Raw genomic sequence first — 16236 nt, 5'->3', positions numbered from 1 at the left:
CGCCCCCGATCCGCCGAAGAGAACCTCGTCAGGATGACGAACGGCGCGCACACAGGGAGGTGGCAGCCATCAGCAACGAGTCGGTCCCCGGTGGGACCATCGTCGTGGGCGTGGACCAGACTCCCGCCGCGGCGGAGGCGCTGGCCTGGGCGATCCAGGAGGCCGTCGACGAGGAGACCCCGCTGACGCTGGTCCACGGTGTCGGAGCGGCGCTCTCGTCGTGGGTGGACTTCCAGACGATCGACTTCCGCGACGTGATCGACGCGACGACGGCCACCGGTCGAGAGGTCCTCGACGCGGCCCAGGCCGAGGTCGATCGGATCGCGCCGGCCGTCGAGGTGCGCCACGTGCTGCGCCTGACCGACCCGCACGAGGCCCTGCTCGACCTGTCCGCCGACGCCGCGATGCTCGTCGTCGGATCGCGCTCCGCGCTGGCCGAGGAGGACTCGTTGATGTCCTCGGCGCTCGGGTTCGTCAAGGCCCGGGCCGGGTGCCCGGTGGTGGTGCCGCGGCTGCGACGTACTCCCGGGGTGGGCGTCGTGGTGCTGTGCGACGGCTCCCCGGAGTCGCAGTCGATCCTCGCCTACGCCTGGGGGCAGGCCGACCGGCGGGACCTCCCGCTGACCGTGGTCCACTGCCTGCCCGACCCGCCCGCCGACCCGTTCCCGCGCGACATCGGCCTGATGGACGCGACCGCACGCATGGAGGCCAGCCTCGGGCCGTCGTTGCTCGGGTTCGAGCGGCTCCTGCTCAGCGACCTGGTCCGCGACATGCGCTCGCGCTGGCCGGGCGTCGACGTCCGGCTCGTCGTCGACGACGCCGCCACCGACCAGTGGCTGCACCGCGCGCGGCGGCAGGCCGACGTGCTCGTCGTGGGCGCCCGCCATGCCCGCCGGCTCGCCGAGCTCGTCATCGGCGCGGCCACGCCCGAGGAGGTGGAGTGCGTGACCGTGGTCCTGCCTCTCGAGGACCGCCTCGAGGCCGACGCGGACGCCCTGCGGGTGACCGTCGCGCGACTGCACGGCTGCGCTCAGCGCCTGGTGACACTGCGCATCCCCGTGGACCAGGCCGTCGCCGAGATCCGCTCGGTCACGATGAACACCGACCTGCTCGCGGAGGCCGCGCTCGCCGCCCTGCGGGGCTGGGGCGCCACCACCGCGAAGCCGTGGCAGACCCGTGAGGTCGCCGAGCTGCTCGTGCGCGCCGGCGCCACCCGCTCCTGGCCCTAGCCGAGCCCCCACCCCACTAACCTGGCTCCGTGGGACCGGACACGCAGCTGGTGGCCGCGATCCGGTCGGCCCTCGCCGGCGCGGGTGACCCCGTGCGGGCCGCCGACCAGCAGCGGTACATGAAGTCCGCGATGCCCTACCGCGGCGTCTCCTCACCCGAACTCACCGCGCTCCTGCGTCCGCTCCTGAAGGGGTACGTGCCGCTCGACCGGGCGTCCTGGGAGGCGACCGTGCGCCTGCTCTGGGACGAGGCGGGGCACCGTGAGGAGTGGTACGCCGCGCTCGCGGTCGCCCGGCACCGCCGGGCCCGGCCGTGGCTCGACGCCGGCTCGCTGGACCTGTCCCGGCACCTCGTGGTGACCGGTGCCTGGTGGGACGTCGTCGACGTGGTCGCGGTCCACCTCGTCGGTGTCGCGCTGCGAGCCGACCGAGCGTCCGTGACGCCCGTGGTGCGAGCCTGGGCCACCGACGAGCACCCGTGGCTGCGGCGTACGGCCGTGCTCTGCCAGGTCGGCGCCCACGCGGACGTGGACACCGACCTGCTGCGCCACGCGATCGAGGCGAACCTCGAGGACGAGACGTTCTGGCTGCGCAAGGCGGTCGGGTGGGCGCTGCGGGACCGCGCGCGCACCGACCCGGCCTGGGTGCGAGCGGAGGTCGACCGGCTCGGGGAGCGTCTCTCCGCGCTGTCGCGGCGCGAGGCGCTCAAGCACCTGTGACTCCGGACCTGTGACGCACGCAACACCGGGGCGATGGCACAATCCCTCGGGTGACGATGGCATCGGTGGCCGATCGACTCTCGGGACGGCACGTCCTGCTGACGGGTGTCACGGGATTCGTCGGCGAGGCGCTGCTGCAGCTGCTGCTCGCCGAGGTGCCCGGCGTCCGGGTGACTGTGCTCGTGCGGCCCAAGGGGTCCACCGGTGCGGACAGCAGGACCGCGGCCCTGTTGCGCAAGCCGATCTTCGCGCCGGTCGTCGAGGCCGCCGGTGGTGTGGAGGCGCTGATGGCGGCCCGCGTCGGCGTGCTCGAGGGTGACCTCGCCGCCGTGCCCGCGCTGCCCGACGACCTGGACGCGGTCGTGCACTGTGCCGGCGACGTCTCCTTCGACCCGCCGGTCGACGAGGGCTTCACCACCAACGTGGTCGGCACCCGGGACCTGATCCAGAGAATCAGAGATGTCGATCGCAACCACCGAGTGCATTACGTGCACATCTCGACGGCGTACGTCGCCGGGCGCCGACGCGGCTCGATCCCCGAGGGTCCGGTCGAGCACGACGTCGACCTCGAGGCCGAGCTCGCCTGGGGGCTGGCACAGCGGCGCTCGATCGAGCACCAGAGCCGCAGCGCGTTCGTGCTCGAGCGCGAGCGCCGCAAGGCCGAGAAGGCGCACAGCCGGGCCGGCATGCTCACGGCTGCGAGCGCGACCGAGGCCGCCCGCAAGGAGTGGGTCAAGACCGAGCTGGTGCGGGTCGGCACCGAGCGGGCCCGCAGCCTCGGCTGGACCGACTGCTACACGTTCACCAAGGCGCTCGGCGAGCGGGTCGTCGAGGCCCACGCGGCCACCGCCCGGGTCTCGATCGTGCGGCCCAGCATCATCGAGTCGGCCCTGGTGAAGCCCCGTCCCGGGTGGATCGAGGGCTTCAAGATGGCCGAGCCGCTGATCCTCGCCTACGGGCGCGGTGAGCTGCCGGAGTTCCCGGCCGCCGCCGACACGATCGTCGACATCGTGCCCGTCGACCACGTGGTCGCCGCGATCGTCGCGGTGCTCGCACACCCGCCGGAGGTCGGCGCTCCGGCGTACTTCCACGTGTCCTCGGGTGACCGCAACCCACTGACGTTCCGGAACCTCTACGCCAACGTGCGGTCCTACTTCGACGAGCACCCGTTCGCCGCGGGTGACCGGGGTGCGGCCCGCCTGCCGGACTGGCGCTTCCCCGGCGCCCAGTCGGTCGAGCGGCTGCTGACCACCAGCGAGCGGGCCTACCAGGTCGCCGACTACGTCATCGGGCGCACGCCGCGCAGCGACCGCGCCCGCGACCTCGCGCGCAAGCTCGACCAGCAGGGCCGCCGGCTGCAGTTCCTGCGCCGCTACCTCGACCTCTACCACGAGTACGCCCAGGCAGAGCTGCGCTTCTCCGACGCCCACACGCTCGCGCTGTACCGGTCGCTGTCACCCGAGGACCAGGAGCGGTTCGCGTTCGACACCGCCGTCGTCGACTGGTCGCACTACCTGCGCGAGGTGCACTGCCCGGCGGTGACCGAGCCGGTGCGCCGCATGGACGAGGCCCGGCGGGCCCGCAAGCGCAACGCCGACCTGGGGTTGAGGCCGCTGTCGGGTGCGGGGGCCTCGACGAGCTCGACCAACGGGGTGGCGGCGTTCTTCGACATGGACGGGACGCTGCTGTCCTCGAACGTCATCGAGACCTACCTGTGGCTGCGGCTGCGGGAGCAGACCGGCTCCGAGCGGGTCACCGAGCTGGGCCGGCTGGCCGCCCGGCTGCCCGGGCTGGTGCGGGCCGAGCGCCGTGAGCGCAGCGCGTTCCTGCGCTCGGTCTACCGCGAGTACGCCGGGGCCCGGCTCGAGGACCTCGAGGCCGTGGCCGACGCCCACCTCACCGACCACGTGCTCGCCCGGGTCTCCCCGGACGCCGTACGCCGCATCCGCGAGCACCGCGCCGCCGGGCACCACACCGTGCTGATCACCGGTGCCATCCGTCCGCTGACCCGGCCGCTGGCGCCGTTGTTCGACCACGTCGAGGCCGCCGAGCTGGCCGTGGACGAGCGCGGCGTGTGCACCGGCCACCTGGCCGCCTCGCCGCTGGTCGGGGAGTCGCGGGCCGCCTGGATGCGCCAGTACGCCGCCACCCACGGAATCGACCTGGCGGCGTCGTACGGCTATGCCGACTCCCACTCCGACCTGCCGCTGCTGGAGGCCGTGGGGCGCCCGGTCGCCGTGCGGCCCGACATCCCGCTGTTCCGGCACGCCCGCCAGCACCGGTGGACGACCGTCGACTGGGCGAGCTCGACCGCGAGCACCCGCACGCTCAACCCGGCCGGGGACCTGACGTGAGGAGCGAGCGATGATGCTGGCGCTGGAGATGTTCCGGTCGGTCTCGCGGACCATGGCCGGACGGGCGATCGGCGGCCGGGTGCCCGGCGTGCTGTCGGGGTTCGCCGCCCCGCTGCGACTGGTGACCATCGAGGAGCCCCGCGTCGAGCGACCCGGATGGGCGCGGCTGCGAACCCGGCTCTCCGGCATCTGCGGCTCCGACCTCGGCGCGCTCTCGGGTCGCACCAGCCTGTACTTCTCCGCGGTCGTGTCGCTGCCGTTCGTGCCCGGCCACGAGGTGGTCGCCGAGCTGCTCGACGACTGCGAGGACCTGCCGGCCGGCACACGTGTCGTGATCGACCCCGTGCTCGCCTGCGCGGCCCGAGGGGTCGAGCCGTGTGACGCGTGCGCGACCGGGGCGACCAACCGCTGCGCGCGGATCACCGTCGGCCACCTCTCGCCCGGGCTCCAGACCGGCTTCTGCCACGACACGGGCGGCGGCTGGGGGCAGCAGCTGGTCGCGCACCGCAGCCAGCTGCGCCCGGTGCCGGAAGGATTCTCCGACGAGCAGGCGATCCTCATCGAGCCGGTCGCGTGCGCCGTGCACACCGCGCTGCGCGCCGGCATCCGGGCCGGTGACCGGGTGCTCGTCAGTGGTGCCGGGTCGGTCGGCCTGTTCGCGACGCTGGCGCTGCGCGAGCTCACCGAGGCCGGCGAGATCATCGTCGTCGCCAAGCACGCCCACCAGCGTGAGCTCGCGCGCGAGCTCGGCGCGACCGAGGTCGTCGCCCCGAGCGAGGTGCTGCGGCGCGTACGCCGTTCGACGGGCGCCTTCCAGCTCGAGCCGGAGTTCTCCTCGCCGTACCTCCTCGGTGGTGTCGACGTCGCCGTCGACGCGGTCGGCAGCAAGCAGTCGTTGGAGACCGCGCTGCAGTCGACCCGCGCCGGCGGGCGGGTCGTGCTGTCCGGCATGCCCGCGAGCGCCGACCTGTCCGCCGCATGGTTCCGCGAGCTGGAGGTGGTCGGCACCTATGCCTCGGCGAGGTCCGACGACGCGTTCGCGCGCGCCACCGGGCTGGTGGCCTCCGACGCCGTCCAGCAGCTCGCCAAGTCCGTCGCCACCTATCCGTTGCACCGGTGGCGCGAAGCGCTCGACCACGCCCACTCCGCCGGCCGCCTGGGCACGGTGAAAGTCGCCTTCGACCCGAGGAGCTCCTCATGAGTCGCCCTGGATTCGTCCTCGAGGTGGACGACCGCACGCCGCCGCTGATCGTGCACGAGGGGCTCGGGTTCCGGCTCGAGAGCTTTCCGCTCGGCACCCGCGTGGTCTACCCGCCGGAGTCGATCCCGACCGTCCCGGACGTCGAGGAGGCGATCCGCGAGGCGCTGCTGCACCCGCACGACTGCGAGCCGCTGCCCGAGCTGCTGCGGCCCGGGATGCGCCTGACGATCGCGTTCGACGACCTCTCGCTGCCGCTGCCGACGATGAAGGCGCCCGACGTCCGAGGCCGGATCATCGAGCAGGTGCTCACGATGGCCGCCGACGCCGGCGTCGACGACGTCCAGCTGATCGCCGCCAACGCGCTGCACCGCCGGATGACGGCGGCCGAGCTCAAGCACATCGTGGGGGAGCGGGTGTTCCGCTCGTTCTACCCCCAGGGTCAGCTCTACAACTTCGACGCCGAGGACCGCGACAACCTGGCCCACCTCGGCACCACCGACAAGGGCGAGGACGTCGAGATCAGCAAGCGGGCCGCGGAGTCCGACCTGCTGGTGTACGTCAACGTCAACCTGGTCGCGATGGACGGCGGCCACAAGTCGGTGGGCATCGGGCTCGCGTCGTACAAGTCTCTGCGCCACCACCACAACGCCAAGACCATGGTCCACTCGCGCTCGTTCATGGACCACAAGCACTCCGAGATGCACCACTCCGCCTGGCGGATGGGCCGGCTGATCAAGGAGCACGTCAAGGTCTTCCAGATCGAGACCACGCTGGACAACAACGTGTTCCCCAGGCCCTACGACTTCTTGATGAAGCGCGAGTGGGAGTGGTCGGTCAAGGACCAGGCCTCGATGCTCGCGATGCGCCGCGGCCTGGCGGTGGCGCCCGCCAAGCTGCGGCACAAGATGTTCCACGACCTGCGCGGCGCCTACGGGCTGACCGGCGTCAATGCCGGCGAGGTCGAGGCCGTGCACGAGCGGACGCTGGCCAAGGTGCACCAGCAGCACCTGGTCGAGGTGCAGGGGCAATCGGACGTGCTCGTCATGGGCGTGCCCTACCTGGGCCCCTACAACGTCGGGTCCTCGATGAACCCGATCCTCGCCACCTGTATGGGGCTGGGCTACTACTTCAACTCCTACCGGGGCCAGCCGGTCGTCCGGAAGGGCGGTGCGGTGATCCTCTACCACCCGCTCAACGAGGGCTTCAACCAGCTCCACCACCCGTCGTACGTCGACTTCTACGAGGAGGTGCTCGCCGAGTCGACCGACCCCGCGGTGGTGGGCGAGAAGTACGAGCAGCAGTTCGCGCAGGACCCCTGGTACATCCACCTCTACCGGACCTCGCACGCCTACCACGGCGTCCACCCGTTCTACATGTGGTACTGGGCGGCGCACGCGATGGACCACGTGGACGAGGTGATCTGGGTCGGCGCCGACCGGCGGGTGGCCGCGCGGCTGGGCTTCCGGGCGGCGACGACGCTGGCAGACGCGCTGGAGATGGCCTCGGGCACGGTCGGGTCCAGTCCCTCCATCACCTACCTGCACAACCCGCCGCACCTGCTCGCGGACGTGCGGTGATGCCGCAATGAGCTTCCTGAAGGAGTCGGTCGACGACGTCCGGCTGGTCGCCCGCGGGTGGCGCTGGGGGCGGCGGGCCCAGGTGCCGCGCTCGGCCGAGGAGTGGGTGCCGCCGTCCCGGTCGACGGTGTTCCACACCGACTGGTCGCGCCGCCGCCCGGCGATGGCGGCGCGTGAGGTCGCGCAGAAGGCCGGCCTCGAGCCGCTGTTCCGCTCCCAGGTCCGCACGCGGGTCGAGGGTCTCGACGTGCTCGACCGCGTCGACGGTCCGGTGATCTTCGTGGCCAACCACGCCTCGCACCTCGACACCCCGCTGATCCTGCTGTCGCTGCCCGACGAGTGGCGCCGGCGTACGGCGGTGGCGGCCGCGGCCGACTACTTCTTCGACACCTGGTGGCGCGCGGTCGGCTCGTCCCTGCTGTTCAACACGTTCCCGATCGACCGCCGCGGCGGCACGATGGCAGCCACCCCCGGGGAGGTGCTGGCCGACGGGTGGAGCCTGGTGATCTATCCCGAGGGCACCCGCTCGACCGACGGCTGGATGGGCCGCTTCCGGATGGGCGCGGCGTTCCTCGCCAAGGAGCACGGCGTGCCGGTCGTGCCGGTCGCCCACCGGGGCACGTTCGCCGCGATGCCCCGCGGACAGGGCTGGCCCTCTCCGGGTCGGAGGCAGGTGACGATCCGGTTCGGTGAGCCGTTGGTCGCGGGCCCGGACGAGTCCGTGCGTGACTTCGCCCCGCGGATCAAGGCGGCCGTGGGGACCCTGCTCGACGAGGACACCACCACCTGGTGGGAGGCCCGGCGCCGCGCCGCTACCGGCGCGACGCCCGACCCGACCGGGCCGGACGTCGCCCAGTGGCGCCGCGTCTGGCAGCAGACGCAGTCGCCCCAGGCCGACGCCCCGGCCCGCCGGCTCACCGCCTGGCGGCGCTGACCCGCCTCACCCGAGGAGCCCCGACCCCAGCCAGTCACCCGCTGCGAAGCCGGGCAGGACCGCGAACGACGCCGACCCGACGGCAGTCGTCCAGGTGTTGAGCGCGTCGCTGCGGTCCAACGATCGCTGGATCGGCACGAACTGGCCCACGACCGACGCCTGGTAGCTCATGAACACCAGGCCGCTCTCCTGGCCGGTGGCATAGCTGACGCCCTTGCGGAAGATCCGCGCGCCGGCGTTCTCCATCGGCATGGCCAGTCGCGCGTGCGCCCGCGTCCCCGGCTCGCTGAGCCGCGCCCCGTCGTCGAGCCGGCGCCCGAGCGCCTGCTCCTGCTTGTCACGGGTCAGCGTCGCCCAGGTGTCGAGGTCCATCGCGATCCGGCGTACGACGAGCGTGGTGCCGCCCGCCCAGGGCGGCCCGGGGATCCAGACCGCCTCCTCGAAGGCGTCCGAGCCGGGCGCCGGGTTGGCCGTGCCGTCGATCTGGCCGAACAGGTTGCGACCCGTCATCGGCCGGCCATGGGAGTCGACGCCGTTCCAGAACCCGGTCTGCCGCCAGCGGTGCTGGGCGAACGGCGCCGCGTCGCGGAGCAGCTGGCGTACGGCGTGCGCGACGGTCGTGCCGTCACGCGCACCGACGACCAGCACCAGGTCACCGCCGGACCACGCCTCGTCGAGCCGGTCGTGCCGCATCGGCGGCACCTGCTCGAAGCCGACCGGCGGATCCACCAGGCCCGCGGCGAGCGCACCGGGCCCGAGGCCGACGGTGACCGTGAGGTCGGCCCGCGCGGCGGCGAGCCAGGGCTCGGTGTCGCCCGGGGTCGGGCGCCCGGTGGCGAGCGCCTCGACGTCGCCGGTCCAGGCCCGCAGCAGCCGGCCCAGCGCGTCGCGGTCGGTGCCCGGCAGCAGGTCCAGCGCGACCACCTCGACCACCGAGGGGTTCGGTCGGGCGATGCCCGGCTGGTGGGCGCCGTACGGCGAGACCTCGGTGCCGGCGGAGCCGGGAGGTGCCGCGTCGTCGCGGGTCCCGCCCCAGGCAGCACCTCCCGCCGTGCCGGCCGCCGCGCCCGCGAGCGCCGTCCCGGCGTACCCGAGGAAGTGCCGGCGCTGCAGGCCCGCCATCAGTGGGTGTGCTCCGCGGTCCCCGGGGAGTGGTAGTGGCCACCCTCCTCGGTGAACTCCTTGACCGGCGCCGTGACCTCGAGCGTGGTCCCGTCGGAGAAGCCCAGCGTGAGCTCGACCTCGTCGCCGGGCGCGAGCTCGCGCTTGAGGTCCATCAGCATCACGTGGTAGCCGCCGGGCTGGAGGAGCTGGCCGCCTCCGGCCTTGACGACGATGCCGCCTGGAGCCTCGCGCATCACCATCTCGCCGTCGACCTCGGCCATCTCGTGGAGCTGGGCCATCCCCGCCACCGGCGAGGACGCGGTCTCGAGGGTGACGTCCTCGTCGGTCTCGTTGTCGACGACCAGGAACGCCGCGGTCATCGTGGGGTCCTCGGTGCCGGCGGTGGCACGGACCCAGGGGTCCTCGATCGTGATCTTCCCGGTCTCCGCGGCCGCGGCGGGCTCGGACTCCTCGCCGCAGCCGGCCAGGCCGGCCAGGCCGGCCAGGGCGAGGACCAGCGCGAGTCCGGGCATCAGGGTGCGTCGCGGGCGGCGGCGCGCAGCAGTGTTCGTCATGGGGGTTCTCCTCGTTCTGGGGTGGGCGCGCGGGCGCGCGCCGGACCGGCCCGGTGGGCGGCGGTCCGTGGGATGGGTGTCAGAAGGCGAGGAGCGCGGGTGGACCGCGACGCGAGAGCGCCGGGCGGTCGAGCCGGGGGACGGGTACGAAGCCGCTCGCCCGGGGTCGAGGACGGCGTACGGCGGCAGCGCCCAGCAGCACCGCCAGCGCCGCGGCCGCGCTGCGGCGTGCGGCGGCCAGCACGACCAGGCGAGCCGCGGCCAGGTGCAGCAGGGCCCACAGCGCCCGTTCGCCGACCGCGAGCACGAGCCCGAGTGCGACCGCGCCCGCCACGTGGGCGGCCAGCATCAGCGGTCCTTGCTCGGTCAGGTGCTGGAGCAGGTGGTGCAGCCCGCCGAGCGGCACCCGGGGACCGTCGTGGGGCGCGATCGCGGCGGAGGAGCCGTAGGCGTCGAGCAGCGAGCCGACCCGGCGGCCGTCCCCGTCCACCGGCAGGGAGGCCGCAGGCATCGGCAGGCCGAGCGACGAGGCCCGCGGGCCCGGCGTACCGCTGTCACCGCGGTGGCCGGCCAGCGCGGAGAGCGTGGTGTGGGCAAGTCCCTGGCCGACGACGACCAGGGCGACGATCCGCCGGGTCGAGGCCGGGCCGAGCACGAACCGGGCCGCCAGCGCCACGAGCCCGAGACCCAGCAGCAGCACGACCGCCGGGTGCGGCAGCAGGCCGCCGGCGGCCACGTGCGACACCGTCCCCGCCGCGAGCATCGAGGCCCCGAGCAGGGCGGCCCGACCCCACACCAGGAACGGCGGCGCGGGGGCTGCGGTCGCGGGGTGGGTCGAGATCGCTGGTCTCCGGGGGCTCGGGGCGGACGCGGCGGGGGCGCGCTCAGGATACGGGCGAGAACCGTCCGGGCGGCGCGCGTGGCCGCCGGCCGGACGCCGCGAAGGCAACCTCGCACCAACGCGAGCGTCACTAGTGTCGCGTCTCGGAAGTTGTTGATCGGTTGGCGTTCTCAGGGTGTGTGCATCGCAAGGCGCCGGCGCGCCGCGATACCCGCTTGTCTCGCTAGCGTCGGCAACGCCGCGAGGTGCGTGCCATGGGGGCGCGAAGCGCCCAAGAACTTCTGGGACGCGTCACTAGAGTGAGGAACACACTCATCAGGAGGACACCGATGATCGTCCCGTTCAGCGTCTCCGACTTCCTCGACCGGGCCGTGCAGGTGTACGGCGAGCGCGTCGGTGTGGTCGACGAGCCCGACCAGCCGGCAGCGCCGTTGGGCGGTGACGGCTTGACCTACGCGCAGCTGGGCGAGCTCGCCCGCCGCCAAGCCGCGAAGCTGGACGAGCTCGGGCTCGACGTCGGTGACCGGGTCGCGATCGTCAGCCACAACAGCGCCCGGCTGCTGACCGCGTTCTTCGGCGTCAGCGGCTTCGGCCGGGTGCTGGTGCCGGTGAACTTCCGGCTGCGCCCCGACGAGGTCCACTACATCGTCAAGCACTCCGGCGCCCGGGTGCTGCTGATCGACCCCGAGCTCGAGGAGACGCTCGAGGACGTGCCGGCGGAGTTCAAGTTCGTGCTCGGCAACGACGACGACATCTACGCCGCTCCCGGAGTCGAGCCCCGGCCCTGGGAGCCCGACGAGAACGCCACCGCCTGCATCAACTACACCTCGGGCACGACCGCGCGCCCCAAGGGCGTGCAGATCACCCACCGCAACATCTGGGTCAACGCGGTGACGTTCGCGATGCACGCGCAGGCCTCCGATCGCGACGTCTACCTGCACACGCTGCCGATGTTCCACGCCAACGGGTGGGGCTGGCCGTTCGTCGCGACCGGGCTGGGCATCAAGCAGATCGTGATCCGCAAGATCGACGGCGCCGAGATCCTGCGGCGGGTGCGCGACCACGGTGTCACCGTGATGTGCGCGGCCCCGGCGGTCGCCGCCGCCGTGCTCGACGCCGCGCAGGACTGGGAGGGCGAGATCCCCGGCCGCGACAAGGTCCGGATCATCATGGCCGGCGCACCGCCGCCCACCAAGACCGTGATCCGGGTCCAGGAGGAGCTCGGCTGGGAGTTCATCCAGATCTACGGCCTCACCGAGACCTCGCCGCTGCTCACGTTCAACCGGACCCGTGCGGAGTGGGACGACCTGTCGGCCGAGGAGCGGGCCGTCCGGCTCACCCGGGCCGGCGCGCCCGCGCTCGGCGTACGCCTGGCGATCTCGGAGCACGAAGAGTCGACCGGGGAGGTGCTCGCGCGCTCCAACGTCGTGCTCGAGGGCTACTGGGAGCAGCCCGAGGAGAGCGAGCGGTCGCTGGCCGGCGGGTGGTTCCACACCGGTGACGGGGGCGTGCTCGGAGACGACGGCTACCTCACGATCAGCGACCGCAAGAAGGACGTGATCATCACCGGCGGCGAGAACGTCTCCTCGATCGAGGTCGAGGACGTGCTGTTCTCCCACCCCGCGGTGGCCGAGGTCGCGGTGATCGGTGTGCCCAGCGACAAGTGGGGCGAGACCATCAAGGCGCTCGTCGTGCTCGCTGCCGGGCAGTCGGCCACCGAGGCGGAGCTCATTGCCTGGTGCAAGGAGAAGGCCGCGGGCTACAAGGCCCCGACGTCGATCGAGTTCCGCGACCAGCTGGCCCGCACGGCCACCGGCAAGCTGCAGAAGTTCAAGCTGCGCGCGCCCTACTGGGAGGGCCGGGACCGCCAGGTCAACTGACGGGTCGGCTGACAGGTCGACTGACGGGTCACTGGGCGACCAGCGCCACGAGCGCCGAGCACTCCTCCCGGAGCCGGCGCTCGAAGCGCGCCTGCAGCGTGAACGTGGACGCCGGGCAGCCGTGGCACGCGCCGCGCATCCGCACCGTGACGACGCCGTGCCGCACGCCCACCAGGTCGATCGCGCCGCCGTGGGAGCGCACGTAGTCGCCGGCGTCACCCGCGACCAGACGGCGCACGGCGTCGGCCAGGGCGGCGTCGTCCGCGGACTCCGTGTCCTCGACGCGCCAGCGCTCGGGCTCGGCGAGCGCGGCGGCGACCGCGCCGCGCACCCGCGCGCCGCACCGGCGCCAGTCGGCCGCCGCAGGGGTGCGGGTCACCACGCAGCCGGGCTGCACCCGGACCTCGACGAGGGTGCCGTCGGCGAGCAGCTCGCCCAGCTCGCCGGGCAGGGCGACCGCCGTGCCGGGGGAGGGCAGCGGAGCATCGGGCACGATCCAGCGCACCTCCTCGGGCACGGCGCCGGCCTCGGGGTGCATCGCGACGGCGGTCATGCGAGCGCCCCGACCACCGTGTGCGCGAGGAACGCCATGGCCCAGGCGATCGCGAAGTACGCGCCGAACACCGTGAGCGGCCAGCGCCAGCCGCCGGTCTCGCGGCGCAGCGTCGCGATCGTCGCCATGCACTGCAGGGCGTAGACGAAGAACACCAGCAGCGCCGCGAGCGTGGCCGAGGTGAACACCTTCTCGCCCTCGTGCGCGCCCTGGTCGAAGGTGCTGTCGCGCAGCGCCTGCGTGGGGTCGGTCGGGTCACTGGCGGCGGTGATCTGGCCCATCGTGGCGACGAACGTCTCCCGGGCGGCGAGCGAGGAGATCACCGCGACGTTGGTGCGCCAGTCGAAGCCGAGCGGGTCGAAGACAGGGGCGGCCGCGCGGCCGACGGCTGCGGCGACGCTGTGCTCCATCGTGTACGCCGCGACCGCCGTACCGTCGTCCGGGTCGACACCGTGGGCCCGCATCTCCGTGGCGGACTGCACGGGCAGGTTGAGGAGCGCCCACAGCACGATCGTGGAGACCACGATCACCGTGCCCATCTTGTGCAGGAAGCCCTTGACCGGCAGCCAGACCGCGGCGACCACGGACCGCGCGGCGGGCAGGCGGTACGGCGGCATCTCCATCGTGAACGGCATCAGCACGTGCCGGCCGCCACCGACCAGGGTCGCGACCCGGGCGGCGAGCATCATCGAGACCGCACCGAGGAGGTAGAGCCCGAACATGGTCGCCCCGCGGGCACTCAGTCCCGCCCACCGCGCGTCGGCCGGGATCAGCATCGAGATCAGCAGGGTGTAGACCGGCAGGCGGGCCGAACAGGTCACCAGGGGCACCGAGAGCATCGTCGCCAGCCGCTCTCGCGCCGATGGCATCGTGCGGGTCGCCATGATGCCGGGGATCGCGCACGCGAACGACGACAGCAGCGCGACGAACGCGCGGCCCTCGAGCCCCGCCAGGGCCATGGCCCGGTCCATGAGGAACGCGGCGCGGGAGAGGTAGCCGACCTGCTCGAGCGCGGCGATCAGCACGAACAGCAAGGCGATCTGCGGCACGAACACCAGCACGCCCCCGACGCCGCCGAGCAGGCCGTCGGAGACGAGGCGGACGGGCGCGGAGTCCCCGAACGTGTCGGTCACGGCCGTCGCGAGCCGCTCGACGCCGGTGCCGATCGCGTTCTGGGCGGGCGCGGCCAGCGCGAAGATCGTCTGGAAGAACCCGAACATCACCGCGAAGAAGACCGCGACACCCCCGACCGGGTGCAGCAGCACGCGGTCGACGCGGGCGGTCAGTGCGCTCTCCTGGGCCGAGCGGTACGCCGCGGTGCTCAGCACCGACCCGATCCACGAGGTGCACTCCTCGGGGTCGGTGGGCGGTGCGACCACCGGTGCCGGCCAGGAGCCCAGGTCCGCCAGCAGGTCGACGAGGGCGGCCGCTCCGGAGCGCTTGCGGCCGTCGGCGACCACCACGTGGATGCCGAGAGCCCGCGCGAGCCGGTCGAGGTCGAGCCGCCCGCCGCGAGCCACCAGCTCGTCGTGCATGGTGAGCACCAGCGCGGTCGGCCGGCCCAGGGCGAGCACGCCCGCGAGCAGGCGCAGGGAGCTGCGCAGCGTGGTGGCGTCGGCCACCACCACGACCGCGTCGGGCTCGCTGACACCGTTGAGGCGGCCGTGGAGCAGGTCGACCACGATCCGCTCGTCGATGCTGATCGGTTCGAGGCTGTAGGTGCCCGGCAGGTCCTCGACCTCGACGGGTGCGCCGTCGGGGAGCGTGCAGGTGCCCTGGGAGCGGCCCACGGTGACCCCGGGGTAGTTGCCGGTCTTGACCCGCAGTCCGGTCAGCGCGTTGAAGATCGTCGACTTCCCGGCGTTCGGTGCCCCGACCAGCGCGACCCTGGCCCGGCCGGCGACGGTCGCCGTGGCGCCGGGCGCCGGGTCGCAGTGCGAGCTCATGCCACGGAGGTGCCGGCGGTGACGGGCGCCTCCGCCGCAGCGCTCAGGGTCACGGTTACGTGGCGGGCCTGGGCCGCGCGCAGACACATCGAGGTGTCGGCGAAGCGGTAGAGCGTGGGGTCGCGCAGCGGCGCACGGCGTACGACGGTGACCTCGGTGCCGGGGACCAGGCCCAGGTCGGTCAGCCGGCGCGCGATGTGCGGCTCGACGCCCGCAGCGACGCCCACCACCGTGGCGCGCGCACCCGCCGGCAGCTCGACCAGCGACCGTGTCCCAGACAACTCTGCTCCCTTGACGAAGGTAAGGCTCAACTTACTCGCGTTCGGAAGGGATCGCCCAGGGACCTTGGTCACGTTGGCACGCGGTTGTCACCACCGGGTGCGGAAGGCTCGTGCGGCCCGCAGAAGGGGCTGGCGGGGCAGAACCATCACTTCTCGGGTGACGCTTCGCCCGAGAAGTGATGGTTTCCCCGGGTACCCGGGAAACCTGCAGCCGGCTGGTTCAGGCGCGCGGCACGTCCAGCACGACCTCGAACTCCAGCAGGTCCGCGCCGGTGGAGACCGGGTTGTGCCGCTCGCCGGACGCACCAGCGTGGGCGGCCCGGGCGTCACCGTCGCGCCAGGCCTCGAACGACGCGTCGTCCTCCCACTGGGTGACCACGAAGTAGCGCTCCTCGCCGCGCACCGGCCGCAGCAGCTGGAACCCGAGGAACCCCGGCGTCCCGTCGACGGTGTGCGCGCGGGCCGCGAAGCGCTTCTCGAGCTCCTCGTGGGCCTGCTGCGGGACGGCGATGGCGTTGATCTTCACGACGGGCATGCCGCGAGCCTAGGACTCGCCCCCAGGACCTCGCCCCAGGAACCTGGCCTAGAACTCCAGCGCGGGTTCGTCGGTCACCACCGCGTCGCCGAGGGCGATGGTCCCCGACGTCAGCGCCCGCAACACCGAGCCGGCGCGGTGCCGCAGCGCCTCCTGGGCTCCGCGCCCGACGCTGCGCTCCATGATCGGGCAGGGCGCGGCGACGCGGACCACCTCGAGCAGGACCCCGCCGATCTGCAGGCGTACGCCGGGACCGCGCGGGACCGGCCCCGAGATCGTCACGTTGCGGCGGGTGGCGGCCGGGAGCACGGGGCTCCCGAGGCGCTGCGCGGCGTCGGCCAGGGCGTCGGCCGACTGCACGCTGACGTGCCGGTGCCGGCTGCCGTGGAACCGGTCCCCGACGATGCCGGCGCCCGCCTCGACCTCGATGCTGCTCCGGGCCTCCATGGGCCCGTGCCGGTGCCGGGCGACGTACAGCGCGGTCACGAGCACGTCCTCCGCCATGCC

General features: G+C 73.3%; 15 protein-coding genes. 7 read left to right on the top strand and 8 right to left on the bottom strand.

Translation table 11 applies throughout. From position 1 onward, the window contains the following. Window positions 1–59: 59 nt before the first annotated feature. From AC3ANS_RS13645 to AC3ANS_RS13620, 6 genes are read left to right on the top strand one after another with little or no spacing between them, the layout of a single operon-like run. A complete protein-coding gene (locus AC3ANS_RS13645) occupies window positions 60–1229 on the top strand; it encodes a universal stress protein (RefSeq protein ID WP_488292133.1) in 1170 nt (389 codons plus the stop codon). 29 nt (window positions 1230–1258) lie between these two features. Further along, window positions 1259–1948, top strand: coding sequence for a DNA alkylation repair protein (locus AC3ANS_RS13640; protein WP_488292132.1), 690 nt, complete (start codon window positions 1259–1261; stop codon window positions 1946–1948). A gap of 56 nt (window positions 1949–2004) precedes the next feature. Next, window positions 2005–4302 carry an HAD-IB family hydrolase gene (locus AC3ANS_RS13635; RefSeq protein WP_488296497.1) on the top strand — a complete coding sequence of 766 codons (2298 nt, stop codon included), beginning with the start codon at window positions 2005–2007 and terminating at the stop codon, window positions 4300–4302. A 10-nt stretch (window positions 4303–4312) separates the two neighbouring features. Further along, window positions 4313–5503: a zinc-dependent alcohol dehydrogenase gene (locus AC3ANS_RS13630; RefSeq protein ID WP_488292131.1), complete on the top strand. Its 1191-nt coding sequence runs from the start codon at window positions 4313–4315 to the stop codon at window positions 5501–5503. Continuing rightward, the gene (larAH, locus tag AC3ANS_RS13625) at window positions 5500–7080 is read left to right on the top strand and encodes an NPN-dependent hydroxyacid isomerase, LarAH14/15/16 family (RefSeq protein WP_488292130.1); all 1581 of its coding nucleotides are present in this window, start codon (window positions 5500–5502) and stop codon (window positions 7078–7080) included. The genes AC3ANS_RS13630 and larAH overlap by 4 nt, the downstream gene beginning before the upstream one ends. 7 nt (window positions 7081–7087) lie before the next feature. After that, on the top strand, window positions 7088–8014 hold the full coding sequence (locus tag AC3ANS_RS13620; protein WP_488292129.1) for a lysophospholipid acyltransferase family protein: 927 nt from the start codon (window positions 7088–7090) through the stop codon (window positions 8012–8014). A gap of 6 nt (window positions 8015–8020) precedes the next feature. On the opposite strand, the gene AC3ANS_RS13615 is transcribed toward AC3ANS_RS13620, so the two are convergent. From AC3ANS_RS13615 to AC3ANS_RS13605, 3 genes are all read right to left on the bottom strand, one after another. After that, the gene (locus tag AC3ANS_RS13615; protein ID WP_488292128.1) at window positions 8021–9136 is read right to left on the bottom strand and encodes a Dyp-type peroxidase; all 1116 of its coding nucleotides are present in this window, start codon (window positions 9134–9136) and stop codon (window positions 8021–8023) included. Further along, the gene (locus AC3ANS_RS13610; protein ID WP_488292127.1) at window positions 9136–9693 is read right to left on the bottom strand and encodes a copper chaperone PCu(A)C; all 558 of its coding nucleotides are present in this window, start codon (window positions 9691–9693) and stop codon (window positions 9136–9138) included. The genes AC3ANS_RS13615 and AC3ANS_RS13610 overlap by 1 nt, the downstream gene beginning before the upstream one ends. Window positions 9694–9772: 79 nt before the next feature. After that, on the bottom strand, window positions 9773–10429 hold the full coding sequence (locus tag AC3ANS_RS13605; protein WP_488292126.1) for a hypothetical protein: 657 nt from the start codon (window positions 10427–10429) through the stop codon (window positions 9773–9775). 434 nt (window positions 10430–10863) lie between these two features. On the opposite strand from AC3ANS_RS13605, the gene AC3ANS_RS13600 reads away from it, so the two are divergent. Beyond that, entirely contained in the window at window positions 10864–12414 is a 1551-nt protein-coding gene (locus AC3ANS_RS13600) for an AMP-binding protein (RefSeq protein ID WP_488292125.1), read from the top strand. A 28-nt stretch (window positions 12415–12442) separates the two neighbouring features. On the opposite strand, the gene AC3ANS_RS13595 is transcribed toward AC3ANS_RS13600, so the two are convergent. From AC3ANS_RS13595 to AC3ANS_RS13575, 5 genes are all read right to left on the bottom strand, one after another. Next, on the bottom strand, window positions 12443–12967 hold the full coding sequence (locus AC3ANS_RS13595; protein WP_488292124.1) for a NifU family protein: 525 nt from the start codon (window positions 12965–12967) through the stop codon (window positions 12443–12445). Next, window positions 12964–14913, bottom strand: a complete 1950-nt coding sequence (gene feoB / locus AC3ANS_RS13590; protein ID WP_488292123.1) for a ferrous iron transporter B — start codon at window positions 14911–14913, stop codon at window positions 12964–12966. Before feoB ends, AC3ANS_RS13595 begins: the two co-directional genes overlap by 4 nt. Further along, a complete protein-coding gene (locus AC3ANS_RS13585; protein WP_488292122.1) occupies window positions 14910–15194 on the bottom strand; it encodes a FeoA family protein in 285 nt (94 codons plus the stop codon). Before AC3ANS_RS13585 ends, feoB begins: the two co-directional genes overlap by 4 nt. Before the next feature lie 220 nt (window positions 15195–15414). Beyond that, on the bottom strand, window positions 15415–15729 hold the full coding sequence (locus AC3ANS_RS13580; RefSeq protein ID WP_488292121.1) for an antibiotic biosynthesis monooxygenase family protein: 315 nt from the start codon (window positions 15727–15729) through the stop codon (window positions 15415–15417). A 48-nt stretch (window positions 15730–15777) separates the two neighbouring features. Further along, a complete protein-coding gene (locus AC3ANS_RS13575; protein ID WP_488292120.1) occupies window positions 15778–16233 on the bottom strand; it encodes an MOSC domain-containing protein in 456 nt (151 codons plus the stop codon). Window positions 16234–16236 lie beyond the last annotated feature (3 nt).

The sequence above is a fragment of the Nocardia sp. 149-1B genome (assembly GCF_057747975.1).
The sequence above is the reverse complement of the archived record's forward strand: the minus strand, read 5'-3'. Positions and strand labels throughout refer to the sequence as shown.

Excerpts from the sequence above, each read along its gene's own strand:
- AC3ANS_RS13610 (WP_488292127.1), bottom strand. The coding sequence starts at position 9,693 with ATGACGAACACTGCTGCGCGCCGCCGCCCGCGACGCACCCTGATGCCC.
- AC3ANS_RS13630 (WP_488292131.1), top strand. The coding sequence starts at position 4,313 with ATGATGCTGGCGCTGGAGATGTTCCGGTCGGTCTCGCGGACCATGGCC.
- AC3ANS_RS13600 (WP_488292125.1), top strand. The coding sequence starts at position 10,864 with ATGATCGTCCCGTTCAGCGTCTCCGACTTCCTCGACCGGGCCGTGCAG.
- AC3ANS_RS13595 (WP_488292124.1), bottom strand. The coding sequence starts at position 12,967 with ATGACCGCCGTCGCGATGCACCCCGAGGCCGGCGCCGTGCCCGAGGAG.
- AC3ANS_RS13620 (WP_488292129.1), top strand. The coding sequence starts at position 7,088 with ATGAGCTTCCTGAAGGAGTCGGTCGACGACGTCCGGCTGGTCGCCCGC.
- larAH (WP_488292130.1), top strand. The coding sequence starts at position 5,500 with ATGAGTCGCCCTGGATTCGTCCTCGAGGTGGACGACCGCACGCCGCCG.
- AC3ANS_RS13615 (WP_488292128.1), bottom strand. The coding sequence starts at position 9,136 with ATGGCGGGCCTGCAGCGCCGGCACTTCCTCGGGTACGCCGGGACGGCG.
- AC3ANS_RS13580 (WP_488292121.1), bottom strand. The coding sequence starts at position 15,729 with ATGCCCGTCGTGAAGATCAACGCCATCGCCGTCCCGCAGCAGGCCCAC.
- AC3ANS_RS13635 (WP_488296497.1), top strand. The coding sequence starts at position 2,005 with ATGGCATCGGTGGCCGATCGACTCTCGGGACGGCACGTCCTGCTGACG.
- feoB (WP_488292123.1), bottom strand. The coding sequence starts at position 14,913 with ATGAGCTCGCACTGCGACCCGGCGCCCGGCGCCACGGCGACCGTCGCC.
- AC3ANS_RS13575 (WP_488292120.1), bottom strand. The coding sequence starts at position 16,233 with ATGGCGGAGGACGTGCTCGTGACCGCGCTGTACGTCGCCCGGCACCGG.